This window comes from Streptomyces sp. E-08 (assembly GCF_049913095.1).
GTDB lineage: Bacteria > Actinomycetota > Actinomycetes > Streptomycetales > Streptomycetaceae > Streptomyces.
Map to the genome: position 1 here is coordinate 7,322,366 of NZ_CP183971.1, position 25,784 is coordinate 7,348,149.

Annotated in this window: 23 protein-coding genes; 7 read left to right on the forward strand and 16 right to left on the reverse strand. The window is 72.6% G+C overall.

The features are described 5' to 3' along the window. Positions 1 to 48: 48 nt before the first annotated feature. From ACN9MM_RS33645 to ACN9MM_RS33655, 3 genes are all read right to left on the reverse strand, one after another. Positions 49 to 702: a DUF305 domain-containing protein gene (locus ACN9MM_RS33645; protein WP_426367518.1), complete on the reverse strand. Its 654-nt coding sequence runs from the start codon at positions 700 to 702 to the stop codon at positions 49 to 51. 108 nt (positions 703 to 810) lie between these two features. Continuing rightward, on the reverse strand, positions 811 to 1,185 hold the full coding sequence (locus ACN9MM_RS33650) for a DUF6153 family protein (protein ID WP_382869796.1): 375 nt from the start codon (positions 1,183 to 1,185) through the stop codon (positions 811 to 813). 209 nt (positions 1,186 to 1,394) lie between these two features. Beyond that, on the reverse strand, positions 1,395 to 1,739 hold the full coding sequence (locus tag ACN9MM_RS33655; protein ID WP_426367519.1) for a tetratricopeptide repeat protein: 345 nt from the start codon (positions 1,737 to 1,739) through the stop codon (positions 1,395 to 1,397). Between the two features lie 104 nt (positions 1,740 to 1,843). Between ACN9MM_RS33655 and ACN9MM_RS33660 the strand changes: the two genes are divergently transcribed. Then, the gene (locus tag ACN9MM_RS33660; protein ID WP_426367521.1) at positions 1,844 to 2,809 is read left to right on the forward strand and encodes a pirin family protein; all 966 of its coding nucleotides are present in this window, start codon (positions 1,844 to 1,846) and stop codon (positions 2,807 to 2,809) included. Between the two features lie 78 nt (positions 2,810 to 2,887). Here ACN9MM_RS33660 and ACN9MM_RS33665 read toward each other — a convergent pair whose 3' ends face one another. Further along, complete coding sequence (locus ACN9MM_RS33665; protein WP_426367523.1) at positions 2,888 to 3,346, reverse strand: DUF6326 family protein; 459 nt, start codon at positions 3,344 to 3,346, stop codon at positions 2,888 to 2,890. A 161-nt stretch (positions 3,347 to 3,507) separates the two neighbouring features. On the opposite strand from ACN9MM_RS33665, the gene ACN9MM_RS33670 reads away from it, so the two are divergent. Then, positions 3,508 to 4,647: a sensor histidine kinase gene (locus ACN9MM_RS33670; RefSeq protein ID WP_426367524.1), complete on the forward strand. Its 1,140-nt coding sequence runs from the start codon at positions 3,508 to 3,510 to the stop codon at positions 4,645 to 4,647. Further along, entirely contained in the window at positions 4,644 to 5,300 is a 657-nt protein-coding gene (locus ACN9MM_RS33675; RefSeq protein ID WP_426367525.1) for a response regulator, read from the forward strand. Before ACN9MM_RS33670 ends, ACN9MM_RS33675 begins: the two co-directional genes overlap by 4 nt. A gap of 356 nt (positions 5,301 to 5,656) precedes the next feature. Here ACN9MM_RS33675 and ACN9MM_RS33680 read toward each other — a convergent pair whose 3' ends face one another. The 6 genes from ACN9MM_RS33680 to katG all read right to left on the reverse strand — a co-directional run bounded on the left by ACN9MM_RS33680 (position 5,657) and on the right by katG (position 14,387). Next, a complete protein-coding gene (locus ACN9MM_RS33680; protein ID WP_426365228.1) occupies positions 5,657 to 6,442 on the reverse strand; it encodes an ABC transporter permease in 786 nt (261 codons plus the stop codon). After that, the gene (locus ACN9MM_RS33685; protein ID WP_426367526.1) at positions 6,439 to 7,422 is read right to left on the reverse strand and encodes an ATP-binding cassette domain-containing protein; all 984 of its coding nucleotides are present in this window, start codon (positions 7,420 to 7,422) and stop codon (positions 6,439 to 6,441) included. The genes ACN9MM_RS33680 and ACN9MM_RS33685 overlap by 4 nt, the downstream gene beginning before the upstream one ends. Positions 7,423 to 7,480: 58 nt before the next feature. After that, positions 7,481 to 8,323, reverse strand: coding sequence for a DUF4097 family beta strand repeat-containing protein (locus tag ACN9MM_RS33690; protein WP_426367527.1), 843 nt, complete (start codon positions 8,321 to 8,323; stop codon positions 7,481 to 7,483). Positions 8,324 to 8,404: 81 nt separating this feature from the next. Further along, positions 8,405 to 8,920 (reverse strand): hypothetical protein, encoded by a 516-nt coding sequence (locus ACN9MM_RS33695; RefSeq protein WP_426367528.1) that lies wholly within the window; start codon positions 8,918 to 8,920, stop codon positions 8,405 to 8,407. Positions 8,921 to 9,138: 218 nt separating this feature from the next. After that, complete coding sequence (locus tag ACN9MM_RS33700; RefSeq protein ID WP_426367529.1) at positions 9,139 to 11,934, reverse strand: hypothetical protein; 2,796 nt, start codon at positions 11,932 to 11,934, stop codon at positions 9,139 to 9,141. A 227-nt stretch (positions 11,935 to 12,161) separates the two neighbouring features. Next, complete coding sequence (katG, locus tag ACN9MM_RS33705) at positions 12,162 to 14,387, reverse strand: catalase/peroxidase HPI (protein WP_426367530.1); 2,226 nt, start codon at positions 14,385 to 14,387, stop codon at positions 12,162 to 12,164. Between the two features lie 199 nt (positions 14,388 to 14,586). On the opposite strand from katG, the gene ACN9MM_RS33710 reads away from it, so the two are divergent. Then, positions 14,587 to 14,997: a Fur family transcriptional regulator gene (locus ACN9MM_RS33710; RefSeq protein ID WP_426367531.1), complete on the forward strand. Its 411-nt coding sequence runs from the start codon at positions 14,587 to 14,589 to the stop codon at positions 14,995 to 14,997. Between the two features lie 74 nt (positions 14,998 to 15,071). Here the strand turns inward: ACN9MM_RS33710 and tpx are convergent, their stop codons facing one another. Continuing rightward, positions 15,072 to 15,602: a thiol peroxidase gene (gene tpx / locus ACN9MM_RS33715; RefSeq protein WP_426367532.1), complete on the reverse strand. Its 531-nt coding sequence runs from the start codon at positions 15,600 to 15,602 to the stop codon at positions 15,072 to 15,074. 227 nt (positions 15,603 to 15,829) lie between these two features. On the opposite strand from tpx, the gene ACN9MM_RS33720 reads away from it, so the two are divergent. Then, on the forward strand, positions 15,830 to 17,011 hold the full coding sequence (locus ACN9MM_RS33720; RefSeq protein WP_426367533.1) for an alginate lyase family protein: 1,182 nt from the start codon (positions 15,830 to 15,832) through the stop codon (positions 17,009 to 17,011). A 122-nt stretch (positions 17,012 to 17,133) separates the two neighbouring features. After that, positions 17,134 to 18,390, forward strand: coding sequence for an RICIN domain-containing protein (locus ACN9MM_RS33725; RefSeq protein ID WP_426367534.1), 1,257 nt, complete (start codon positions 17,134 to 17,136; stop codon positions 18,388 to 18,390). A 49-nt stretch (positions 18,391 to 18,439) separates the two neighbouring features. Here ACN9MM_RS33725 and ACN9MM_RS33730 read toward each other — a convergent pair whose 3' ends face one another. Next, on the reverse strand, positions 18,440 to 19,222 hold the full coding sequence (locus ACN9MM_RS33730; RefSeq protein ID WP_426367535.1) for an AraC family transcriptional regulator: 783 nt from the start codon (positions 19,220 to 19,222) through the stop codon (positions 18,440 to 18,442). A gap of 85 nt (positions 19,223 to 19,307) precedes the next feature. Between ACN9MM_RS33730 and ACN9MM_RS33735 the strand changes: the two genes are divergently transcribed. Then, the gene (locus ACN9MM_RS33735) at positions 19,308 to 20,117 is read left to right on the forward strand and encodes a sulfite exporter TauE/SafE family protein (protein ID WP_426367537.1); all 810 of its coding nucleotides are present in this window, start codon (positions 19,308 to 19,310) and stop codon (positions 20,115 to 20,117) included. On the opposite strand, the gene ACN9MM_RS33740 is transcribed toward ACN9MM_RS33735, so the two are convergent. The 4 genes from ACN9MM_RS33740 to ACN9MM_RS33755 are packed head-to-tail and all read right to left on the reverse strand — an operon-like array spanning position 20,104 to position 25,595. Further along, positions 20,104 to 21,369: an MFS transporter gene (locus ACN9MM_RS33740; RefSeq protein ID WP_426367538.1), complete on the reverse strand. Its 1,266-nt coding sequence runs from the start codon at positions 21,367 to 21,369 to the stop codon at positions 20,104 to 20,106. The two genes, ACN9MM_RS33735 and ACN9MM_RS33740, sit on opposite strands and share 14 nt — an antisense overlap. 1 nt (position 21,370) lies before the next feature. Then, complete coding sequence (locus ACN9MM_RS33745) at positions 21,371 to 23,134, reverse strand: condensation domain-containing protein (RefSeq protein WP_426367539.1); 1,764 nt, start codon at positions 23,132 to 23,134, stop codon at positions 21,371 to 21,373. Beyond that, on the reverse strand, positions 23,131 to 24,447 hold the full coding sequence (locus ACN9MM_RS33750) for a DUF6271 family protein (RefSeq protein WP_426367540.1): 1,317 nt from the start codon (positions 24,445 to 24,447) through the stop codon (positions 23,131 to 23,133). The genes ACN9MM_RS33745 and ACN9MM_RS33750 overlap by 4 nt, the downstream gene beginning before the upstream one ends. Further along, complete coding sequence (locus tag ACN9MM_RS33755; protein ID WP_426367541.1) at positions 24,429 to 25,595, reverse strand: phytanoyl-CoA dioxygenase family protein; 1,167 nt, start codon at positions 25,593 to 25,595, stop codon at positions 24,429 to 24,431. The genes ACN9MM_RS33750 and ACN9MM_RS33755 overlap by 19 nt, the downstream gene beginning before the upstream one ends. Between the last annotated feature and the right edge of the window lie 189 nt (positions 25,596 to 25,784).

The following is a 25,784-nucleotide window of genomic DNA, read 5'->3' on the forward strand; positions in this document are numbered from 1 at the left end:
CCGCGGAGGGACGGGCCGCACCGGAGGTGTCGTGTCGATCGGGCCGGATCAGAGCCGGTCGAGGATCTTCCGCAGCTGGGCGACCTCGGCGGACTGGGTCCGCACGACGTCGTCGGCGAGCTTCCTGGCCGTGGCGTTGCGGCCGTTCTTCTGCTCGTCCTTCGCCATGGTGACGGCGCCGTCGTGGTGGGCGATCATCAGCTCGGCGAACTTCCGGTCGAAGGCCTTGCCCTGGGCGGCGGCGAGGTCCTTCATGTCCTGGTCGGACATCATCCCGGACATGCCATGTCCGGAGCCGTGACCGCCGGCGGACTCGGGCCTGCCCCAGCCCTTCAGCCAGGCCTTCATCTTCTGGATCTCCGGATCCTGGGCCTGCTCGATCGCGGCGACCAGCTTCTTGACCTCGGGGTCCTCGGCCCGGCCGGCGGCGAGCTCCGCCATCTCCAGGGCCTGCTCGTGGTGGGGGATCATCATCTGCGCGAACATGACGTCCGCGTCGTTGAAGGCGCCGGGCGCGCCGGCCTCGGCGCCGGCCCCCGGTGCCGTGGTGGAGGGGGAGACGGTGACGGACGCGGAGGCGCCGCCGTGGTCCATGCCGCCCGCGCCGTCCTCGGTGCCGCAGGCGGCGAGCAGGAGGCCGGCCGCGGTGACGACGCCGGGGAGGGCGAACTTCCGGGCGGTGCGGTGGGTGAAGGCACGCATGTGGGTGATTCCTCGTGTGCTGTCCGTACGTACGGAGTACGCGTACGGAGAGGGGTGGGCCGAAGCGTTCACGGGCAGCGCGAGGCGCCCGCGGTGGCGGGGTACGGCCTAGATCCGCAGGACGGACAGCTGGGCGAGGTCGGGTGGCCGGCGCGGCGGGGCGTGCGGGCCGAGCGCGGGCGTGAGCCGCGCGAGGAGGAGCGTGAGCCAGTCGGGGCGGCGTCCGAGCGCGGCCCGGACGAGTCCCGCGAGCAGCCAGGCGCCGAGGACGGCCACGCAGAGGGTGGTCATGTCCATCGCCGTGCCCGGCTCGTGCCGGGCGTCGGCGTCCCCGCCGTCGTGCGGGGAAGGGGCCTGCGCGAGGGCGCCGTGGTGCGCGGCGGACGCGGTGTCCATACCGCCGCCGGAGCCCTCGGGGTGACCCACGGAGTGCATCAGGAACACCCCGAGCGCGAGCACGCCCACGAGCAGGAGGTGCACCACGGCACCTCCCGCCCGCCCACGACGTTCCGCTCGGTGTGTACGCACAGCCGGGACCTCCTCGCCGCGAATATACCGCGTGGGGGTATCGGTCGCGCGTCGGGCCGCGCCCGCGACGAGTCGGGCACGAGCCCGGGACGTGCCCGCAACGAGCTCTGGAGCGAGCCCGTCCCGGGCCCGGGACCAGCTCCGGAGGGAACCCGCTCCCGCCGTCAGGACAGCGTCTCGCCCGACATGGCGGCCGCCATCCGCAGGTGCGGCGCGGCCTCGGCCGGGCGGCCCTGGCGCTCCAGGGTGCGCCCCAGCATCAGCCGGGCGTAGTGCTCGACCGGGTCGCGCTCCAGGACGGCGCGCAGCTCCGTCTCGGCGTGGGAGAGCTGGGCGGAGTGGTAGTAGGCGCGGGCGAGAAGGAGCCGCTGGGCGGTCTGCTCCGGGTGCTCGGCGACGAGACCGCGCAGCAGGCGGACGGCGGTTCCGTACTCCTTGGCGTCGAAGAAGAGCCGCGCCCGGTCCCAGCGTTCCCCGGCCGTTCCGAACTCGTAGTACGTGTCGCTCACTTGCTCTCCCTTTCCAGAGCTCCGGATCTGCCACCCTGGGGGGTGGTCGACCAGTACAACTCCGCAAGTTAGTTGAACATTCCATCAAGGATGGGTTGAGAGCCATGAGCAATCTCGATCGTCAGGCCGCGCTGGCCGTGTGCGGTGGCCGCGGCTTCGTCGTCGCCGAACCGGTACGCGAGCTCCTCAGCCCCCGCCGCGTCCAGCTCGGCGAGTCGACCGAGGTCCGGCGGCTGCTCCCGAACCTGGGCCGGCGCATGGTCGGCGCCTGGGCCTTCGTCGACCACTACGGCCCCGACGACATCGCCGACGAGCCCGGCATGCAGGTCCCGCCGCACCCGCACATGGGACTGCAGACGGTCAGCTGGCTCCACGAGGGCGAGGTGCTGCACCGCGACTCCACCGGCGGTCTCCAGACCGTCCGCCCCCGCGAACTGGGCCTGATGACCTCGGGCCGGGCGATCTCCCACTCGGAGGAGAGCCCCCGGCCGCACGCCCGCTTCCTGCACGGCGCGCAGCTCTGGGTCGCCCTGCCCGAGGCCCACCGGCACGTCGAGCCGCACTTCGAGCACCACGGGGATCTGCCCCGGGTCACCGCGCCGGGCCTGACCGCCACGGTGATCCTCGGCGCGCTCGACGGCGCCGCCTCGCCCGGCACCACGTACACCCCGCTCGTCGGCGCGGACCTCGCCCTCGCGGCGGGAGCGGAGACGAGCCTGCCCCTGGAGCCCGACTTCGAGTACGCGGTCCTCGTGATGTCCGGCGAGGCCCACGTCGACGGCGTCCCCGTCCTGCCCGGTTCCATGCTCTACCTCGGCTGCGGCCGCACGGAACTCCCCCTCCGGGCCGTCTCGGACGCGGGCCTGATGCTCCTCGGCGGCGAGCCCTTCGAGGAGGAGATCGTCATGTGGTGGAACTTCATCGGCCGATCCGGTGAGGAGATCGCACAAGCGCGCGAGGACTGGGAGAAGGGCTCGCGGTTCGGCGAGGTCCACGGCTACGACGGCGCCCGGCTGTCCGCCCCGGAGCTCCCCGCCACCCCGCTGAAGCCGCGCGGGCGAGTGCGCTGACCTTTTTCTGGCGCATGGTCAACACACGGTTCCGGGTGCTGTCGTCGCAGGCACGCCTGTGACTGGGCGCGAACGGTTTCACGCTCCGGGCTGGTCGCCGTGATCGCCGACGGTACGGGGCCAGGTCCAGGCGTACCGCATGATGAGGGCGAGAAGGATCAATTCCAGTGCGATGCCAAGGCCGTAGAAGAACAGCCAGGACGCGCCCACCGCGTTGAACGCCGTGACGGGGACGTAGAGCGAGGCCACGATGAGGTTCGTGATGCGGTTCGCCCGGGCGGGCAGCGTCGTCGACAGGACGACCATGAAGATCGGGACGGCCACGAGGGCCAGCGCCGCGGTCGAGAAGGCCTGGGAGAGGTCGAACTCGAAGACCTTGCCGTCGAGGATGTCCTTGACGACGCCGGGCGTGAAGAAGTTGAGAATGTCCACGTAGGCGTAGAGGAACATGAAGGCCGTCCACGTCGCGGCGAGCTTGGCTCTCAGCGGGATCCGCTGGTCTTCCAGTGCGGCGGTTGTGGGTTGACGTGTGCTCATCGTGGCTCCGATGTCGTCGTGAGGATCGGTAGGTCCACGATCGCCGAGCCCGGCGGCGGGCACCTCGGCCCGGGGGCTTCCGTTCGCCTGGCCGATGGCATGGTCTCCCTCTCGTTCTTTCGGCGGATACGCCGGGGCGCGACGATGCCTAGGCTGGTGCCGTGGTCACCTTCCGGCGCTCCGTCTGGCATGAGCCGCGGCCTGCGGACGCCCCACCCATCGGTCGTCCGGACTGGCTGCTGGCGGGCGTGTTCACGGCCGCCGCCCTGGTCGAGGGCATCGTTCGGCCGGGCTTGGCCTGGCGACCACTCGTCACGGTGCTCGCCCTGGCGCTGGTGCCTGCCCTGCTCTGGCGGCGGGGCCGCCCCCTCATGGCCGTCCTGGTCGGGTGGGGGGTCGCCGGGCTGCTCTCGGTCCTCCAGCTGACGGCGCACGACGGGGACCTTGGCCTCTACTCCATGATGGCCGCCCTGATCCTGCTCTACTCCCTGGTGCGGTGGGGCTCGGGACGGGAGATCGTCTCGGGGACGGCGTTCGTGACAGCCGTCGCCGCGCTGGGGATGTACGCCACCTCCGCGGGCTGGGCCGACGTCTTCGGCGGGAGCGTCCTCCTGCTGTTGTGCGTCGCCCTCGCGGTGGTGTTCCGCTACCGCGCGGACCTCTGGCATCGCCAACAGCGCGAGATCCGCAATCAGGAGCGGGTGGCGCTGGCGCGAGAGCTGCACGACACCGTGGCCCACCACGTCTCGGCCATCGCGGTGCAGGCGCAGGCCGGTGGCGTCGTCGCCGGCATCCAGCCCGAGAAGGCTGCCGAGGTCCTGGCCGCGATCGAGTCCGAAGCGTCGCGAACCCTGGAGGAGATGAGATCCATGGTTCGGGTGCTGCGTGAGGACGAAGCCGTCGCCTACGCCCCGCAGCGGGGCGTCGCGGACCTGCCCGCTCTGGCGCGCACCCACACGACGCCTACCGTCGAGGTCTCGCTGGACGGTTCGTTCGCCCGGCTGGCACGACCCGTGGACGCCGCGCTCTACCGGCTCGCGCAGGAGTCGCTGACCAACGCCGTACGGCACGCCCGGAGCGCGACCCGCGTCGCGATCGACGTACGCCGGGAGGGCGACGCCGTCAGGCTGCGTGTCAGCGACGATGGACAGACCGGGCCGGGGCCGGCCCCGGAGCCCGGGTTCGGCCTGCTGGGCATGGCCGAACGCGCCCAGCTCCTCGGCGGATCGCTCTCCGCCGGGCCGGGGTCCGAGGGTGGCTGGGTGGTCGAGGCCGTGCTGCCGACGGCGGCGCCGGCATGAGCATCCGTGTCGTCGTGGCCGACGACCAGGACCTGGTCCGGACCGGGCTGGTGATGATCCTCGGCGCGCAACCCGGCCTCGAGGTCGTGGGGGAGGCGGCAGACGGGCTCGCAGCGCTCGACCTGGCGACCCGGCTGCGTCCCGACGTCCTCCTCGTCGACATCCGGATGCCCGGGCTCGACGGCGTCGAGGTGACGCGGCGCCTGGCCGGGCCGGGCGTGACGGACCCGATGGCGGTCGTCGTGATCACCACCTTCGACCTCGATGAGTACGTCCTCGGCGCCCTGCGCGCCGGCGCCCGCGGCTTCCTGCTCAAGAACGCCGGGCCGGAGCTCCTCGTGCAGGCCATCCACGCGGCGGCCGACGGGGACGCGCTGATCGCCCCCAACGTCACCCGCCGGCTGCTGGCGACCTTCGCCGACCAGGCGCCGGCGGTACCGGTCCAGCCGCGCAACCCTCTCACCGAGCGCGAGGAGGAGGTGCTCGCGCTGGTGGCACGAGGCCGGACCAACGCCGAGATCGCCACCGAGCTCTTCGTCAGCCTGAGCACGGTCAAGACCCACGTCGCCTCGTTGATGACCAAGCTCGGCGCACGCAACCGCGTCGAGATCGCGATGTGGGCACACGACACCAGACGCGTGAGAGCCGATTAGCGCGGATCGCAGCGCAGGCACCTGCCCGCGATATCGAAGATCATCCGACATCGACTCGACGTGGCGGAACAGCGCCCCGCGCCCGCTCGCGGCCCGTGCCCCTCGGCGCCGTGCCGTGAGGCGGCCACCGCGTCAGGAAGCCGTGAGGAGAGTGGCGGTCGGCGCCAAGAACGCGCCAGGACGGCGGAAGGGGCGGTGACCGGGGGAGACCCTGAGCGGACCCGCGTACGAAGGAGTCCCCGCATGTCCGCTCTGACCACCGAGAACGGGGCCACGACCGTCGATGTCCTGAACGCCGAGGGGCGGCGTACGCCGACGCGGGTGTCGGAGTACGCCGCCCATCCTCTTCGGGGCGCCTACTTCGGGTCGCGGTTGAACACCGCCTTGGACCAGAAGTAGCCGAGGGTGGCGAGGGCGAGGCACCAGGCGAGGGCGAGCCAGCCGTTGTGGCCGATCTCGGTGCCCAGGAGCAGGCCGCGGAGGGTTTCGATGGCGGGGGTGAAGGGCTGGTACTGGGCGATGGGCTGGAACCAGCCGGGCATCTGGTCGACGGGGACGAAGGTGCTGGAGATCAGCGGGAGGAAGATCAGCGGCATGGCGTTGTTGCTGGCGGCCTCCGCGTTGGGGCTGACCATGCCCATGCCGACGGCGATCCAGGTCAGGGCGAGGGCGAAGAGGACCAGGAGGCCGAAGGCGGCCAGCCACTCGATCGCGGTGGCGTCGGTGGAGCGGAAGCCGATGGCGACGCCGACCGCGCCGACGAGGACGACGCTGATCACGGACTGGATGACGCTGCCGATGACGTGGCCGGTGATGACGGAGCCGCGGTGGATGGCCATGGTGCGGAAGCGGGCGATGATGCCCTCGGTCATGTCGGTGGAGACCGAGACGGCCGTGCCGATCGTGGTCGAGCCGATGGTCATGAGGAGCAGGCCCGGGACGAGGTAGGCGATGTAGTCGGAGCGGTCGCCGCCGCCGATGCCCGCGCTCATGGTGTCACCGAAGATGTAGACGAACAGCAGCAGGAGCATGATCGGGGTGAGCAGCAGGTTCAGGGTGAGCGAGGGGTAGCGCCGGGCGTGCAGGAGGTTGCGGCGCAGCATCGTGGACGTGTCACGGGCGGCGAGGGCGAGGGTGCTCATCGGACGGTCTCCTTGGACGGGGCGGGGACGGTGGCGGTGGCGGTCAGGGCGAAGAAGACGTCGTCCAGGTCCGGCGTGTGGACCGTGAGTTCGTCGGCTTCGATGCCGGCCGTGTCCAGCCGGTCGAGGAGGGTGCGCAGTTCGCGCTGGCTGCCGTCGCTGGGGAGTTGGAGGGCGAGGGCCTCGTCGTCCCTGGTGGCCCCGGTGAGTGCGGTGGCGGCGGCGCGGTAGGCGGTGGGGTCGGTGAACCGGAGGCGGATGTGCCCGCCGGGGATCAGGCGCTTGAGTTCCTCCGCCGTTCCTTCCGCGGCGATCCTGCCGTCGTTGAGGACGGCGATGCGGTCGGCGAGCTGGTCGGCTTCCTCCAGGTACTGGGTGGTGAGGAAGACGGTGACGCCGCCGGTGACGAGTTCGCGGATGATCTGCCACATGTTGTGCCGGGAGCGGGGGTCCAGGCCGGTGGTCGGCTCGTCGAGGAAGATGATCCGCGGGCTGCCGACCAGGGTCATGGCGATGTCCAGGCGGCGCTTCATGCCGCCGGAGTAGGTCGAGGCCGGCTTCTTCGCCGCCTCGGTCAGGTCGAAGCGCTCCAGGAGTTCGGCGGTGACCCGGCGGCCCTCCTTCTTCGGCAGGTGGTTCAGGTCCGCCATCAGGAGCATGTTCTCCTCTCCCGTGATCAGACCGTCGACGGCCGAGAACTGGCCGGTCACACCGATCGCGGCACGCACGGCCTGCGGGGCGGTGGCCAGTGCGTGGCCCGCCACCGTCACCTGGCCGGCGTCGGCGGTGACGAGGGTGGAGAGGATCTTCACGGCGGTGGTCTTGCCCGCGCCGTTCGGGCCGAGGAGGGCGAAGACCGAGCCTTCGGGGACGGTCAGGTCGATGCCGTCCAGGACGGTCTTGTCGCCGTAGGACTTGCGCAGCCCGTTCGCTGCGATGGCCTGGATGGGAGCAGTCATGGTCATGACAGAAGAAGGCATGGGGCCCTCCTGAGGAAGGGGGAAGGGGAAGGGGAAGGGCGGGGCGAGGCGGTGGTGCTCAGGCCTTGGCACGGCGGACGTCGATGTTGCCCCAGTTGCTCCTCGCGCGGACCTTGACGGTCTCCTCGGTCGGCTCGGGGGCCTCGGACGCGGCGAGGGTGTTCCGTACGTGCCCGCGGTGGGAGTTGACGTCCAGCCAGGCGGCCGTGCCCGAGCGGATGCCGATCTCGATGGAGCCGTTGGAGGTCTCCAGCTGGACCTCGCCACGGGTGACCTCGGCGACGCGGAGGGCGCCGTTGGTGGCGGTGCCGGTGACCGACGACTCGGCGCGCGCGACGTCGATGCTGCCGTTGGCGCCGCTGACGCGCAGTTCGCCGGTCACGGTGCCGACGGTCGTGGCACCGTGCGAGTTCTTCAGGACGGCGTGGCCGTCGATGACGCCGACGCGCAGGTTTCCGGTGCTGCTGGTGATCTCGGCAGCGCCCTCGACCCGTTCCACGGTGGTCTGGCCGTGCGGGGCGGTCAGGTGCAGGGGGCCGGTGGTGTCGAGACGGACGTCACCGGCCGACGTCTTCACGCGGACCTCGCCGAGCCGTCCCTCGCCGATCAGGCTGGACCCGGTGCCGGTCATGTCGACGCGCGATCCGGTGGGCAGCTCCACGGTCACGTCGACGGTGCCGCCGCGTCCGAGCAGATTGGCCTTGGGCGTGGTGACGGTCAGGACGCCGCCCGCGTAGGTGACCTCGGTCTGGTCGGCCGCGCGGACGTCCAGGTCCTTCTTGGGGGCGCGGGGCCGCACCTCGACGACGGTGTCGGGGCGGTCGCTCGCGATGAGCTGGAGGGAGCCGGCGTAGACGTAGGCGGTGACCGAGATCGGTTCGGGCGTGTCGAAAGAAGGCATGGCTGTCCCGTCCTCTTGGGTCTTCGGATCGTCCCCGCAGGTGGGACGTGAGGGAGGTGAGGTGGTGCGGGCGGGGTGCGGTCAGCGCACCCAGCCCGTGATGCTCTGTCCGGCGGTCTGGGACTTCTCCGGCGTACGCGGCCGGGTGCTGCCGCCGACCGCCGCCGACACGGCCCGCACCAGCCAGGCGTTGACCGACAGGCCCTCGCGGGCCGCGGCCTCCTCCGCGCGGGTCTTGAGGTGGGCCGGCAGGCGCAGGTTGACGCGGGCGGTGCCGCCCTCGTCGCCCTCGGCGAGGGCCGGTGCCGGGAGGGGTTCGGTGGCGTCGGCCGGCTCCGCGGGGGCGCCGCCGCCGGGAGGGAGTGCCACCACGAAGTCGGGGTCGAGGCCCCGGAGCCGTACGTCGACCGAACCGGGCGCGAGCTCGCGGGTGATCTCGTCCGTCGCGGCGGAGAGCACGTGGAGCATGGTCAGCCGGGCCGCCGACTCCAGGGGGGCGGTGAGTCGCTCCGCCAGCTCGCGGGCCTCTTCGCCACCGGCCTCGGCGGCCACCGCGAGTTCGCGGCGGAGGTTGTCGACATACGGGGTGAGGTCCATGACGTCATCATGGCACCACTGTGGCGCCATCTGCAAGTGTGAGAGTGGGGTCAGTGTGGCTCCGCTGTCGACGACCCGCTCTGACCTGCGTAAATGTCATGAAGTTCAACGGGGTGGCCGGGGTGTCGACTGGCTTTCACTGTCGCTGGCGATACGAAATGGCGCCATGTGGCACCAGCTGGTGCCACATGGCGCCACGCGAGGACGCGGGGATCAGCTCAGGCCGCGTCCCTCACCCGGCCCGTGAACTCCGGTCCGAGGACCGGCTCCCAGGACTCGTCGTACGTGAACGGCGCGGCCCGCAGGGACTCCGTCGGCTCCGCCACCCCGTCCCGCACGGTGGGGACGGTCACCTGTGCGGTCGTCTCGCCCGCGGGAACGGAGAGCCACAGGCTCGTGCCGCCCTCGGTCACCCCGGACAGCGGCCGGGCGGGCTGCGGCACCTCGCCGAACTGCGTCTCCACCCAGGTCGGGTCGAGGTCCGCCGTGGAGAGCTCCGGACCGCCGGTCACCGGCTTCAGGAGGATGCCGCCCGCGATCTCGACGTCGGCAGGCGCGGAGAGCGTCAGCCGCCAGCTCAGGGCCGAGCCCTCGGTCACGTCGTCGGCCACGGGCGTCAGGCGCATGGTGGGCATGGCGTCGTCGTTGCGCGCGGTCACGCCGCCCCGGTGCGCTCCGACCACGGTGCCGCGCACCGCCTTGACGAACACGTCGTGCCGCACGTCGTAGCCGTAGCGCGTGTTGCCCCGTACCTGCACCGGCACGTCGATGTCATGGCGTCCCGGGCGCACCGTCACGGTGCGGGACGTGACCTCGTCGGTGCCGGGCACGGGCACGAACAGGCGGACCTGCCCGCTGCCCCGTCCGGAGACCGTCACCGGCACCCGGTAGGTCCGGACCCCGGAATTCCCCTCCGCGACGGTCAGGCGGCCGATGTCGACGCGCGTGAGCGGCACGGGGTTCGCCGCCGGGGTGCCGGGGCGCCAGCCCCAGGCGTCCATCAGCCAGGCGCTTCCGGCGCCGCCGCGCGGGGTCAGTTCGAGCGTGGCGATCCGCTTCGGGTCGAGGCCCGCCCGAGCCACGGCGGCCAGCGGCACGCGGACCTCGCGGCCCCAGTACGCGGCGGTGCGCGGGCTGCCCGGCAGTCCGTCGACGCGGGTACGGCCCAGGGCGGCGCGGCGCCCGGAGGCGTCGGTCACGGCGACGTCCAGCTCGGTGCCGGTGCTGTTGGGCGGGACGATCACGCGCAGGGCCAGGGATCCGGCGCCCGCGAGGGAGACCGGCCGCGACGGGCGGACCGTGACCCGGCCTCCCGTGCCCGTCCACTTCATCGCGACGGCGTCACGGCCCGGCTCGGGAGCGGTCTCCCAGTAGGCGAAGTGCGGCGACCAGCCCTGCTCGGGCGACAGGCAGGCGCGGGCGGCGTCGGGGTCGACCTGGGCGCACAGCCGGCCGCCGCCGGAGACGGTGACCGAGGAGCCCGGCAGGAAGGCCCCGGTGCGGTTCCCGCCGACGGCGTGGGTGAGGACCCGCGCCGGTCCGGCCGAGGGCGCGCGGCGGCCGGTGCCGTCGAGCAGCGGCCGGACGGCGTCGTCGCCCGCGACGAACAGCCGGGCGGAGGCCGCGATGTAGGCGGCGCCCGCGGCCTGCTGCTGCGTCGCCGTCAGGCGGGTCGCCGTGCCGGGGGAGCAGACCGGGTCGACCCCGTCCTCGGAGGAGAAGTCGTCGGTGGCCGGCGCCTTCGCCTGGCCCGGAGTCCACTCGCTGTTGAAGAAGTTGTGGTTGGCGCCGACCACGTAGGCCGCGCTGTGCAGGGCGCTGCCCCGGCCGACGCCGCGGGTGCCGTCGACGTAGATCTGGCCCTGGAGGTCGGACACGTCGCCGTCGCAGCCCGGCAGGATGGCCGTGGAGGGCACGTCGGGGGCCGGGTTCTGGCCGAACACCGTGGGACCGATCAGGACGTTGCCGCGGATCTTCCACCGCACGGGGCCCCGGTAGCCGTCCTGGGCGGCCGGCGGCGGGTTCAGGCTGTCGACCGCGGCCCGGTTGACGCCCTCGCCTCCCCGGGAGTGCCCGACGAGGAGCACCCGTGAGAGGTCGGCGGGCGCGGTCTTCCGCACGGCCGCCGGGGCGGAGGCCCGGTGCGCGGCCCAGTCCGCCCAGCGGGCGAGGTGCAGCCGGACCAGGGAGGAGCGGGCCTGGGCGCCGCCGTCCTCGGCGTTCTCGTCCTGCCCGTTGACGCCGTTCGCGGCGATGGACACCGTCACGTACCCCTGGGAGGCCAGGAGTCGCTGTGCCCGCAGGTAGCCCTGCTCGCTGGGTATCGGCCGGGTGCCGGCCGGGCACGGCCAGGTCATCCGGACGTCCTCCGTGCCCGGGGTGTAGCAGGTGGCGTGGCGGCCGTGCAGGAACAGGGCCACCGGGCGCTTCCCCGGCGCACCGGCCGGCCCGACGACCGTGGCGCGCATCTCGACGGGCTGCGGGAAGCCCGGCAGCCGTACGGATCGCAGGGCGTACTCGCCGCCGACGGTCCGGTACGGGCCGGGCACTCCCGGGTCGACCCGGTTCGCGGGCAGCGGGGCCGGCGGTACGGGGGCGGGGGAGAGGGGGCGCTCGGTGGCGGCGCCGGCGCGTCCCGGGGTGTCGAGGCGTCGTCCGCCGGCCGTCACCCGCAGCTGTGTGCCCTCTTCGAGCCGGACGTCCCCGAGGGGGAGGGCGAAGGAGCGTCCGTCCGGCTGGGCGAGCGGGCGGCCGAGCAGTCGGTCGCCGGCGTGGAACTCGACCCGGGCGTCGCCCACGGGTATGGGCTCGGGCGACGTCCAGACGAGCCGTGCGCCCGCCCCGGCCCCCGTGACCTTCCAGCCCTCCGGGAGGGCGAGGCCACCGGACCGGCTTACCGGGGCCGCCGCCGTCGGTGATCCGGGTGAGGGCTGTGCGGACGCCGGCCAGGGCGACGCCGCCGTCAGGGCGAGTAACGCCACGGCGGTGGTCACGCCGTGTGTGACACGTATCAAAGCGGTCTTCCTCACGATCGGTCTCGTCGGGGCACCGGGAGGAGGCCGGTCTTCCGGCTTCCGCGGTGCCCCTCTCGTCTCGTGAGGACGGTGACGGACAGCCGTGGGTTGTCTCATGTGGTGTCAGAAAGGAGACAGGGGAAGGGTGTCGGTAAGGGCTCCGGTACGCGAAGGGCCGGCCCGGGTGGCGTGGAGCCACCCGGGCCGGCCCCGGCGTGCGGTGAGGATCAGGCGATGTCGAACCGGTCCAGGTTCATGACCTTGTCCCACGCAGACACGAAGTCCTTCACGAACTTCGCCTTCGCGTCGTCGCTCGCGTAGACCTCGGCCAGCGCGCGCAGCTCGCTGTTGGAGCCGAAGACCAGGTCGGCGCGGCTGCCCGTCCACTTGACCGCGCCGGTGGCGGTGTCACGGCCCTCGAACGTGGTCTGGTCCTCGGAGGTGGACTTCCACTCCGTGCCCAGGTCGAGCAGGTTGGCGAAGAAGTCGTTCGTCAGACGGCCGGGCGTCTCGGTGAGGACACCGAGCGAGGTCTGCGGCTGCGTGACGCCGAGGACGCGCAGGCCGCCGACGAGGACCGTCAGCTCGGGCGCGCTCAGGGTGAGCAGGTTCGCCCGGTCGATGAGCAGGTACTCGGCGGGGAGGCGGTTGCCCTTGCCGAGGTAGTTGCGGAAGCCGTCCGCGGCCGGCTCCAGGGCGGCGAAGGACTCGACGTCCGTCTGCTCCTGGGCGGCGTCCACGCGGCCCGGGGTGAACGGCACCTCGACGGCGTGGCCGGCGTCGGCGGCCGCCTTCTCGACCGCCGCGACGCCCGCGAGGACGACGAGGTCGGCGAGGGAGACCTGCTTGCCCCCGGTCTGCGCGGAGTTGAAGGACTCCTGGACGCCCTCCAGGACGCGCAGTACCTGCGCCAGCTCGTCCGGGTTGTTGACCTCCCAGTTGCGCTGCGGCTCCAGGCGGACGCGGCCGCCGTTGGCGCCACCGCGCTTGTCGCTGCCGCGGAAGGAGGCGGCGGCGGCCCAGGCGGCGGAGACCAGCTGGGTGACCGTGAGGTCGGAGCCGAGGATCTTCTCCTTGAGGGAGGCGATGTCCGCGGCGTCGACGAGCTCGCCGGTGCGGGCCGGCAGCGGGTCCTGCCAGAGGAGCTCCTCGGACGGGACCTCGGAGCCGAGGTAGCGCACGACCGGGCCCATGTCACGGTGGGTGAGCTTGAACCAGGCGCGGGCGAAGGCGTCCGCGAAGTCGGCCGGGTTCTCGTAGAAGCGGCGCGAGATCTGCTCGTAGACCGGGTCGAAGCGCAGCGACAGGTCGGTGGTGAGCATCGTCGGGAGGTGCTTCTTCTCCGGGTCGTACGCGTCCGGGATGATCGCCTCGGCGTTCTTGGCGACCCACTGGTGGGCGCCCGCCGGGCTCTTGGTCAGCTCGTACTCGTACTCGAAGAGGTTCTTGAAGAAGCCGTTGCCCCACTGGGTCGGCGTGGTGGTCCAGGTGACCTCCAGACCGCTGGTGATGGCGTCCGGGCCCTTGCCGGTGCGGAAGGTGCTCTTCCAGCCGAAGCCCTGCTCCTCCAGCGAGGCGGCCTCCGGGTCGGCGCCCACGTGGTCGGCCGGGCCGGCGCCGTGGGTCTTGCCGAAGGTGTGGCCGCCCGCGATGAGGGCGACGGTCTCCTCGTCGTTCATCGCCATCCGGCCGAAGGTCTCGCGGATGTCGCGGGCCGCGGCGATCGGGTCCGGGTTGGCGTTCGGGCCCTCCGGGTTGACGTAGATCAGACCCATCTGCACCGCGCCGAGCGGGTTCTCCAGCTCGCGGTCGCCGGTGTAGCGCTCGTCGCCGAGCCAGGTGGTCTCCGGGCCCCAGTAGACGTCCTCGTCGGGCTCCCACACGTCGGCGCGGCCACCGGCGAAGCCGAAGGTCTCGAAGCCCATCGACTCCAGGGCGACGTTGCCCGCGAGGATCATGAGGTCGGCCCAGGAGATGTTCTGGCCGTACTTCTTCTTCACCGGCCACAGCAGACGGCGGGCCTTGTCCAGGTTGCCGTTGTCCGGCCAGCTGTTCAGCGGCGCGAAGCGCTGCTGGCCGGCGCCGGCGCCGCCGCGGCCGTCGCTGATGCGGTAGGTGCCGGCGCTGTGCCAGGCCATGCGGATCATGAACGGGCCGTAGTGGCCGAAGTCGGCGGGCCACCAGTCCTGCGAGGTGGTCAGGACCTCGGCGATGTCCTGCTTCACGGCGGACAGGTCGAGGCCCTCGAAGGCCTGCGCGTAGTCGAAGTCCTCACCCAGCGGGTTGGCCACCGCGGGGTTCTTGGCGAGGATCTTCAGGTTCAGCCGGTTCGGCCACCACTGGCTGTTGCCACCGCTCTGGGTGGGGTGTGCGGCGCGCCCGTGCGCGACGGGGCAACCGCCCGCGCCCTCCGCCTTCGCGTCGGCGACGATTGCTTCGTGGTTCTCAGACATCGGAATCCCTCCGGACCTGGCGGATCACAGTGCTCTAGGAAGTGCGTTCGGCGGACGGGCCTGGCGCGAGTCCCACGTGTGGTTCTCCCCGCCGTGCTGGAATCTTCCTGTCCCTTGGCCATCTTCGAAACCGATCCTACGATGGACCTAGTCCAAGTCAAGAACCACGCCAAGTTTGCCGATGCCGATGAGGTGAGACATGAGTGACCTGCTGGAGCGCCTGCGCGCGCGTGGCTGGCGGATGACGTCCCAGCGCCGGGTGGTCGCGGAGGTCCTGGCCGGGGACCACGTGCACCTCACGGCGGACGAGGTCCACGCCCGCGCGGTGGAGCGGCTGCCGGAGATCGCGCGGGCCACGGTCTACAACACCCTGGGCGAGCTGGTCGCCCTGGGGGAGGTCGTGGAGCTCTCCACGGACGGGCGGGCCAAGCGCTACGACCCGAACGCGCACCACCCGCACCAGCACCTGGTCTGCTCGAACTGCGGCATCATCCGCGACGTCCGCCCGGAGGGGGACCCGCTCGCCGTCCTGCCGCCGGAGGAGCGCTTCGGCTTCACGGTGTCGAAGGCGGACGTGACGTACCGGGGACTCTGCCCGGGCTGTGCCTGAGCACGGGACACGCGAAGGAGCCCTCCACCGATGCCGGTGGAGGGCTCCTCGACTGTGTCCCGCTTCGCTGAGGACTACTTCAGGACGGCGAGCGCCTCGTCGTAGCTCGGCTCGTCGGCGATCTCGCCCACGAGCTGCGCGTGCAGCACCGTGTCGTTCTCGTCGAGGACGACGACGGCGCGGGCGGTCAGGCCGGCCAGCGGGCCGTCCGCGATCTCCACGCCGTAGTTGGTGTGGAACTCGCGGCCGCGGAGCGTCGAGAGGTTCTTGACGTTCTCGAGGCCCTCGGCGCCGCAGAAGCGGGCCTGGGCGAAGGGCAGGTCGGCGGAGATGCAGAGGACGACCGTGTTGTCCAGCTGCCCGGCCTTCTCGTTGAAGGCGCGGACCGAGGAGGCGCACGTCGGCGTGTCGACGCTCGGGAAGATGTTGAGGACCTTGCGCAGGCCGGCGAAGTCCTTGAGCGTCTTGTCCGCCAGCCCCTCGGCGACGAGCGTGAACTCGGGGGCCTGGCTACCGGGGGCCGGCAGAGCGCCGTTGACCTGCACGGGGCTGCCCTTCAGCGTGACCTGGGCCATGAGGATCTCCTTCAGACGTATGAGTGGCAACGGGGGGAATCGTACGGAAGCCGGGCCCGCCCCCACGACACGGGCCGCCGCAGCCGTCTCCAGTCGATTCATGGACATGAACGGATGGGCCTCGTGTGCGGGTGCCGGTGACGCTTCTTCGTGTGCGTTCGGCTTGAACGGGCCTTCTTGACGGGTCTGGTGCAGACCTTTAGGTTCCACCTTCGATGACCGTCCCCCGTTCACATCCATGAAGAAGGGGTAACTCCATGACTCGATGGTTCACCGCTCCCCTGCTCCTCACCGGCCTCCTGGCCACGCTGGTCGCCGTCCCCGCGGGCGGCCGCGCCGAGGCCGCCCCGACCGCGTTCGTCCACCCCGGCGTCCTCGTCTCCCGGGGACAGCTCGACTTCACCCGGGAGAAGGTCACCGCGGGCGCGCAGCCCTGGAAGGGCGCCTTCGACCAGATGAAGGCGAGCAGGTACGCCTCGCTCACCCGGACCCCGAAGCCCCGCGCGGTCGTCGAGTGCGGCTCGTACTCGAACCCGAACAACGGCTGCACCGACGAACGCGAGGACGCCCTCGCCGCGTACACCCTCTCCCTGGCCTGGTACGTCACGCGCGACAGCCGGTACGCCGAGAAGGCGATCGAGATCATGGACGCCTGGTCCGGCGTGATCACCGACCACACCAACTCCAACGCGCCCCTCCAGACGGGCTGGGCCGGCTCCTCCTGGCCGCGGGCCGCCGAGATCATCCGGTACACCTACACCGGCTGGCCGCAGGCCCGCGTCGACCGCTTCAGGACCATGCTCCGCACCGTCTACCTCCCCGAGGTGGCGGGCGGCTCCCAGTCCAACGGCAACTGGGAGCTGAGCATGACCGAGGCCGCCCTCGGCATCGCCGTCTTCCTGGAGGACCGCGCCGCGTACGACAAGGCCGTCGCGAAGTTCCGCGGTCGCGTCCCCGCGTACATCTACCTCGCGAGCGACGGCGCCCTGCCGAAGGCCGCGCCGGGCAGCGGACTCGACACCCGCGACGAGCTCGTCCGGTACTGGCAGGGTCAGACCACCTTCGTCGACGGGCTCACCCAGGAGACCTGCCGCGACCTCACCCACACCGGCTACGGCCTGTCCGCGATCGCCCACATCGCCGAGACCAGCCGCATCCAGGGGCAGGACCTCTATCCCGAGGTCGCCGACCGGCTGCGCCACGCCCTCGGACTCCAGGCGAAGTACGAGCTCGGCGAGCCCGTCCCCTCCTGGCTGTGCGGGGGCACGCTCAAGGACCACCTCGGACCCGTCACCGAGGTCGGCTTCAACGCCCTGAACGGCCGCCTGGGATACGCGATGACGAACACGCAGAAGCTCACCGAGGCCCGCCGTCCGGCCGGGACCGACAACCTCTTCACGGCCTGGGAGACCCTCACCCACGCGGGCAACCCCCGCTGAACCGCGCGGAGTCGAAGGGGGCGTCGCACCTCTTGACGCCCCCTTCCTTCACTCCTTAAATCATGGAGGCGGTGAAGCGCGTCGTCCCGCCGTACCCCCCACAGCCGACGGAAGAGACAGCCATGACCTCCTCCCGCTCACGACTGCGCCCCCTGTCCACCGCCGTGGCGGCCCTCGCCCTCGCCGTCGCGGCGCCCGGCCCGGCCGCCGGGCCCCCGGAAGCGCTCCGGCCCGCCGCCGCCACGGCCGCCGTCACCTTCTCCGACGACTTCGACGGACCCGCGGGATCCGCCGTGGACGGCACGCGCTGGCAGACCGAGACCGGCGACAACGTCAGCAACCACGAGCGCCAGTACTACACGGCCGGCACCGCCAACGCCGCGCTCGACGGACAGGGCCACCTGGTGATCACCGCCCGCAAGGAGAACCCGGGCAACTACTCCTGCTGGTACGGCCGCTGCGAGTACACCTCCGCCCGCCTCAACACCGCCGGGAGGTTCACCACGCGGTACGGGCACGTCGAAGCCCGCATGAAGGTGCCGCGCGGCCAGGGCATGTGGCCCGCCTTCTGGATGCTCGGTGACGACATCGGCCAGGTCGGCTGGCCGAACTCGGGCGAGATCGACGTCATGGAGAACGTCGGCTTCGAACCCTCCACCGTCCACGGCACCCTGCACGGCCCCGGCTACTCCGGCTCCGGCGGCATCGGCGCCGCCCACACCCTGCCCGGCGGACAGGCCTTCGCCGACGCCTTCCACACCTTCGCCGTCGACTGGTCTCCCGGCCGGATCACCTGGTCCGTGGACGGGACGGTCTACCAGACCCGCACGCCCGCCGACCTCGGCGGCCGGACCTGGGTCTTCGACAAGCCCTTCTTCCTCATCCTCAACCTCGCCGTCGGCGGCTACTGGCCCGGCGACCCCGACGGCTCGACCGCCCTCCCGCAGCAGCTCGTCGTCGACCACGTCCGCGTCACCACCGCCGACAGCCCCTCCGGCGCGGGACCCGTCACGGGCATCGGCGGCAAGTGCGTCGACGTGGCCGGCGCGAACCCCGCGAACGGCACCGCCGTCCAGCTCTACGACTGCAACGGCACCGCCGCCCAGCAGTGGACCCTCGCGGCCGACGGCACCGTCCGCGCCCTCGGCAAGTGCCTCGACGTCACCTCCGCGGGCACCGCCGACGGCACCCCCGTCCAGCTGTGGGACTGCAACGGCACGGGAGCCCAGCGCTGGACCACCGGCTCCGCGCGGGACATCGTGAACCCGCAGTCCGGCAAGTGCCTGGACGCCACGGGCAACAGCTCCGCCAACGGGACCCGCCTGCAGATCTGGAGCTGCTCCGGCGGCGCCAACCAGAAGTGGACGGTGACCCGTTGACCCGTTGACCCGTTGACCCGTTGAACCGCTGAGCGCGGCGCCGGGGCGCTCAGCCCCCGCTCGCCGCGAGACGCTCCGTCGTGAAGCGGGACGGCGGCATGCCGAACGACCGCGTGAAGGCCGCGGTGAACGCGGCCGGGGAGGCGTACCCCAGACGGCCCGAGACCGCGCTCACCGACGCGGTCCGGAGCAGGGGCACGGCCGCGAGGAGACGCGCGCGGGACCGCCAGACGGCGGGACTCTCGCCCGTCTCCGTCCGGAAGCGCCGGGTGAACGCCCGCTCGCTCAGGGCGGTCCTGGCCGCCCAGTCGGTGTTGGTGACCGTCGCGTCCGGGGCGGCCAGGTACTCCCGGCACAGCGCCGCGAGGTCCCCGGAGGCGGGGATCCCGACGTGGAAGGGGAGCGGGGAACGCGCGGCGATCTCGTGCAGCAGCAGGGTGGCGATCGCCCCTTCCCGCCCCGACAGGCTGTACTCGGGCTCGAACCCGACGGCGGCGAGCAGCAGTTCCCGCAGCAGCGGGGGCACGTCCACGACCGTGCAGCGCGCCGGCCACCACGGGACGGCGCCGGGCTCCACGTACAGGCTGCACGTGCTCACGCCCAGCATCCGGACCCGGTGCGGGGTCGCGGCCGGGATCAGGACGGCCCGCTCGGGCGGCACCGTCCACGTGCCGTCGGCGGTGTCGACGACCATCACGCCGGTCGCCCCGTAGAGGAACTGCGCCCGCCGGTGCTGGTGCCACTCCAGGACGTGCCCGGCCGGATAGTCGGTGCCGATCGGCAGGACGGCCCGGTCGAGGTGGTCGACGTCGTCCAGCGGGATGTTCCTCACCGGGCCACCGTACTGGCCGAGACGCGAAAGAACGCTGCCGACCATCGCATGCGGGAACCCCGCTCCACCTGGTGGTCTTGACCCCATGGACGTGGTGACGCTGATGACGATCGGGCTCCTCACCGGAGCGACGACGGTGCTGTTCGGGTTCGGCGGCGGGTTCGTGGCCGTTCCGGTCGTGGTGTGGGCGGACGCCGCCCTCGGCCCGGCCGCCCTCCCGGTGGCCACCGCCACCTCGGCCCTGGTGATGGTCGTGAGCGCCGCCTTCGCCACCGCCGTCACCCCGCGGCCCGTGCTCCTCGCCCTGCGCGGCACCGGCGCCCTGCTGCCGCTCCTCGCGGCGGGCGCCTGCGCCGGGGCGTACGCGACCCGCTTCGCCCCGCCGGACCTGGCCCGCTGGGCGTTCGTCGCGTACATCGCCCTGACCGCTCTCGACCTGCTGCTCCGGCCCGGCTTCCTCCGCACCGCGACCCGGCCGGGCACCGAGCCCGCCGGGGTCCCGAGGCCGCTGCCCGCCACCGCCGGAGCCCCGATCGGAGCGGTGGCCGCGTTCCTCGGCGTCGGCGGCAGCGTGATGACCGTCCCCGCGATGCGCCGGGCCGGTCACCCCATGCGGGTGGCGACCGCGCTGGCCAACCCCCTCACCCTCGCCGTCGCGCTCCCGGCCGTCGCGGTCTCCCTCGCCGGTTCCCCGCCCCCGGCCGCCACGGCGGCCGGCACCGGGCTGGTCGGCCTGGTCGACCCGTGCGCGGCGGGGGCACTGCTCCTCGGCGCCCTTCCCGTCATCGCCGTCCTGCGCCGCCGCCCGCCCCGGATCCCGGACCGCGTCCACGCGTGCGCGTACCTCGCACTGCTCGCGGTGGTGGCCCTGGCGATGGCCCTCACGCCTGCCTGAGACGGTCGTCGGGCCCTTCCGGCGCCCGGCGCAGGGCGCGGACGGCCGGGACCGAGAGCATGACGGCGATCAGCACGAGGCCCATGACCGAGGAGAAGAGCAGGACCCGGTCGGCGCCCACGCTCTCGGCGGCCGGCCCGGACAGGGCGCGACCCAGCGGAATGACCATGATCGAACCGGCCACGTCGTACGCGGAGACGCGGCTCAGCACGGCCAGCGGGATGTGCGACTGCACGCTCGTCGCCCACATGACGCCCCAGAACGCGAACCCGCAGCCGGCCACGACACCGGTGAGCGCCGTGACGGTGAACGACCACCCGAGCGCGGGCGCCAGGGGGTTGAGCGAGAAGAAGAACATCGCGCACGCGCCCGCGACGAGCGGGCGGCGCGGCCGGACCCGCATGCCCAGCAATCCGCCGACGATCGTCCCGGCGCCGTCGGCGGACGCGATCCAGCCGTACCCGCTCGCGCCGTGCTGCTCGGTGAGCAGCGCCGCGCCGAGCGGCAGCGCCGGACCGAAGACGAACAGGCCGTAGACCGCCCACACGGCGATGACACCCCACAGCCACGAACGGGACCGGAACTCGTGCCACCCGGTGGCCAGGCGCCGCAGGATCGGTTCGTCGCTCTCGTCCCGGGCCGTACCGAGCTTCCGCAGCGGCGCCAGGCCGAGCGCGCTGCACGCGTAGAAGGCCGCGATGACCACGAAGGACCCGGCGACGTCCCAGTACGCCACGAGCAGGCCGGAGAGACCCGGGCCCAGCAGGGTGCAGATCGACTCGGAGATGCGCAGCAGCGCGTTGGCCCGCTGGATGTCCTCGGCGACCCGCGGCACCAGGCTCGCGAGACCCGGCTGGAACATGGCGGTCGCGGTGCCGCTGAGCGCGAGCAGCGCCATCATGTGCCACAGCCGCATGTCGCCGACGGCGAGGAGCACCGCGAGCGCCAGCATGGCCACCATCCGCACCACGTCGGCGCCGACCATCATCACCTGCGGGGTGAACCGGTCGGCGAGCACGCCGCCGAACAGCACGAGCAGGACGATCGGCGCCATCCAGGCGGCCAGCGCGTAGCCCACGCCCGCCGCCCCGTACCCCGCGCCGAGCACGGCGGTGGTCAGCGAGACCATCAGCATGCCGTCGGCGAGGAGTGAGGTGCTGCGGGCGGCGAAGAACAGCCGGAAGCGATGCGAACGCCACGGGCTCGGAAGGGAGTTCTGCTCCCTTTCCACGGTCATGTCATCGGTCGTCATGTCACCTGCGCCGGTCCCGGCCGGCCCCTTCCCTGAGAATCCGCTGCCGGAGCCACGCACTGGTCCGGTCCGCCTCCGCCGGCGCGTCCCGCACGATCACGTACCGGCGCGGTGCCAGCACTCCCGGACGGCCCGGGAGGGCGTCCATCAGCGCCGCGTGCGCCCCCTCCGGAGTGAGCGGGGAGTCGCCGCACGCGAGGAAGGCCGTGAGGCCGTCCTCCGCCGTCGCGCCTTCCGCGACATGCGCGGGTACGCCGCCCAGGGCCCCGCTCAGCACGTCCGCCACCTCGGACGGCGACACCCACGAGCCGTCCACCCGGTTCCACCCCGCGCCGCGCTCGACCGGCCGGACGCCCGTGACCCCGGTGAGTGCCGCCAGGGGCACGTCCTCGGTCGCGGCCGCCTCCAGGAGCCGTACCAGGCCGACGAGGAAGCCCTCGGCCTCGTCCGGTGCGAACAGCGCGGGATCGACCCACAGGCCGAGCCGGAGCAGCGGCGCCGTCTCGTGGACGAAGGTCAGCACGCGGGTCGGCAGCACCTGGACCGGCCCCCGGACCACGTCGAGTGCGGGCCCTTCGGCGTCGCCCGCGGACGGGCCGGCCGGGAGCGTGCTGACGTCGTTGAAGACGACGTCGCGGGCGAAGCGGCTGCCCCGCTCGTGGGTGACGGCGTCGATCATGTCCCAGAGGCGGACCGCGTCGAACTGGCTGTGCCGGTAGGCGTTGAGCGCCGCTCCCCACGTCTTGCGCAGCAGCGCGTCGAAGGACGGCACCGACACGTCGAGCGAGAGCAGCGCGTCCTGGGACACGGTGTTCACCGAGCGCGCCAGCCGGGGCAGGAACCGGTTGGAGGTCGGGACGGCGGCGACGCACGTGGACTGGCCCGTACGGTGGGCGACGAGCGCGCACCAGGCCGTGAGCAGCACCGTGGAGGGCAGGCCGCCCGTGCGCTCCGCCACCCGGGCGAGCGCCTGCGCGCCGCGCAGCGAGCGGAGCGTCAGCTGCTCCGCCTCGACCTCGGTGCCCACGGCGCCCGGCTCCGCGAACATCGCCTGGGGCCCGGTGCGGATGATCCGCTCCCAGTGCCGCAGGGACGCCTCCGACCTCCGGAGCCCGCCCGGCGTCGCCTCCACGGCGGCGAGGTCGAGCGGGGTGAAGGCCGTCACCTCGGGGAGCGTCCGGCCCGCGAGCAGGCCGAGCCAGTCCTCCTCCAGGACGGAGAGGGCGCTGATGTCGGTCACGGCGTGGCTCGCCGCCAGGGCGACGAACACCGGTGCCCCGTCCAGGGCGACGAGCGAGATCCGGAGCCCGAAGTCCCGGTCCAGACGGAAGCGGTCGACGCGGTTCGCGCAGGCCACGGAGTCGGCGTGGCCGGCGGCCTCGCGGGGGAGGACCTCGTGGTCGAGGACCGTGACCGTGAACGCGCCCTCGGCCGCGACGACCTGCTCGCGCGGAGCTTCGCCCGGCGCGTGCGGGAAGGTCGTGCGCAGCGCCTCGTGCCGCACCACCAGGGCGCGCAGGGCGTCGATCACGGACTCCGTCCGGGTTCCGCCGGGCACCGGCCACACGGCGTGGATGTTGATGTGCTCGGGCTCGTCCCGCAGCATGCAGCGGATCATGTTGGCCTGGCCCATCGTGACGGGGCCCCGGCGCTCCTCACCGCCCGTGTAGCGGACGGTGACGGTGGACGCCTTCACCGTCCCGGACTTCACCGCCCCGGTCCTCGTCGTCTCCGGCCCCGCGGTCTCCGGCTCCGTCGTCGTCATGCGACGTCCTTCGAGGACATCCCGTGGTCCGCGCTCGCTCGGACCACGGCCGCCCAGGCGTCGATCAGGACGGCGAACTCCGCCATGTCCTCCCGGACTTCGTCGACGAGTCGCTCCCGGTGGGCGGCGAGGAAGTCGGCGGCCTCGGCGTAGCGGCCGCCGAGCTTGCGGTACGAGCGGTCGACGACGTCGAGGCGCTCGGCGTTCTCCACCGGGTCGAGCCGTGTGCTCTCCCGGACCAGCCCGGCGACGACGGAGGCCCGGAGGGCGCCGGCGGTGTCGAGCAGTGCGGCGCCGGCCGCCGACGTCCCGGCGTACACGGAGTGGAGGTGCGGGGTCGACAGCAGGAACTTCGCGAACCGCAGCTGGTACGCGAGGAAGCCCCGGTCTGAACGCCGCTCACCGGTATGGAAGTTGACGATGTGCCGGTTGTGCAGCACGCCGGGCAGCCGGGCGTCGTGGACCAGGTGGAGGAGGAAGTAGTCACTGCCGATGGTGTCCGTGGCGGGCGGCAGCGGCACCCGGCCGTACACCTCGCGCGCCAGGGCGACGTTGCACATGTCGACGCGCGTGGGGCTGACGGTGGTGAGCGTCGTCAGGTCGCCGGCGAACGCGGCGGTACCGGCGCCGCGGAACGACTCGGCGATCAGGTTCGCGCGCCAGATCTCCGGATAGCCGTCCGGTACGGACAGGCCGATGACGTCCTCGTACACGAGGGGGTCGAGCCGGCGGATCTCCGCGACGTCCACGGACATCTCGCCGACGAACGAGCCGCCGACCAGGGCCACCGGCCGGTGGGCGCACGCGGGGTCGAGCCGGCTGCGGGACACGAGCCCCGCGACCTCGGCGGCCGGCCGGCCCAGGGCCGTGAGCTCGTGGTGGAGGGGGAAGACCGGCTCCCCGTCCAGGTGCTGGTAGCGGCTGTCGGAGTCCCTGCGGTGCACGGACGCGCAGCCGAGCGCCTCCGCGAACAGGAAGGCGCGGTTGGTGCAGGCGCCGTAGGACACGCGGGACGGCAGCATGAGGCCGAGCAGGCGCTCCGGCTCGGCGGCGCCGGAGCGGGCGATCACCTCGCGCAGGAAGGTCCGCTGCGCGGCCTCGTCGAGGTGGTGGACGACCACGCCGGGCACCGGGGGCAGCGCGGCCACCGTGCGCCGGTGTTCGGCGAGGACCGGGGCGTCGGAGGAGTCCAGGATCAGGAGGTGGACCTCGGCGCGGAAGTGGCGCGCGCCGTGGGCGGCTTCCGCCGCCACCGCCCGGATCGTCTCGGGGCAGGCACGGTGGGTGGGCAGGGTCAGACAGACACGGCGCACGCCGACTCCTCGTCCGCGCCCGGCCCTGCTTCCGCGCCGGGCCCCGCTTCCGCGCCCGACTCCGCTTCCGCGCCCGTCCCCGCTGCCGCGCCCGGTTCCGCGTGCGCCTCCGTGCCGTGCCAGGAGTCGAGTCCGAGGAGGCGGCTGCCGAGCTCGTTCAGGGTGGCCGTGGGGTAGCGCTTGGACTCGTGCAGGACGGGGTCGCCGACGAGGGTGCGGTTCCAGCGCGGGGTGCGCAGGTGCCGCCAGGACTCGACCCGGGACTTCCGCAGCTTCGCGTGCTCCTCCAGGGCCGGCATCATCGACAGGTACTGCACCGCCCGCACCTGGTCCGCCGAGGTGTTGCGCGCCACGCCGTGGGCGAGGAGGCCGTTCCAGATCAGCAGGTCGCCGGGGCGCAGGTCGGGGCGGACGACGGGGAACTCGGTCCGGTCCACGGCGGGGCGGAGGGGGTCGCGGTCGGCCGGCTGGCCGGGCTTCCACTCCTCGAACCGCCGGAAGAGCTCCGGGCAGCACTGGAAGCCGCCGGACTCCGGGCGCGTCTCGTTGAGCGCGATGATGCCCTGGACCCGCTGCGGGGGCACGCCGAGCGTGGTGTCGATGTCCCAGTGCAGCTCGATGTCGAAGCCCCGGTCGGTGGGTTCGATCAGGGCGCGGTCGCGGTTGCGCACGTTGGGCGGGTTGAGGTTGAGGCGGTCCTGGGTGACCCACAGCTCCTCGCAGTCCCACACGTCCACGAAGGCGTCGTAGACCCGCTGGGCCTGGCGGCTGTCCCAGAGCAGCTGGTGGTGGTACGCCTCCACGAAGCCGTACACGTGCAGCTGCTGGTCCAGTTCGGAACGGAACGGCCGGTCCTCGTACCAGCTGTCCGGCCGGTCGGGGTCGAGGCCCTGGAAGTCCCAGGTGAAGTCGAGCAGGCGCCGTGCGGCCTCGGCGGGGATCGCCTCGCGGACGACGACGTAGCCGTACGTCTGCCAGTGGGCGAAGTCCTCCTCGGACAGCACCCGCAGCGGCCGCGACTTCTTCAGCTCCCGCAGGGTGGTCTGGGCGAGGTACGACTCGCCGTCCGCGCTGAAGTACGGCAGGTCCGACGCCGCCCGGTGCAGACGGGGGCGGCGCGCGGGGCGGTGGGGAGCGGGTGTCGTCATGGGTCCCTCCAGATGCGGTGGCCGGAGGTCAGGCGGCCACGTCGTTCAGAAGAATTGGTTTAGACCAGCACTTCTGTCAAGTGCCCCCGCGATATGGGGAGTCAAGGACCCGATGGGCTGGTTTTCGCCCCTTTGGCGCGGCGGCTTTGGTCTAGACAACCATCGGCGAGCTGGCTTAGGGTCCCCATG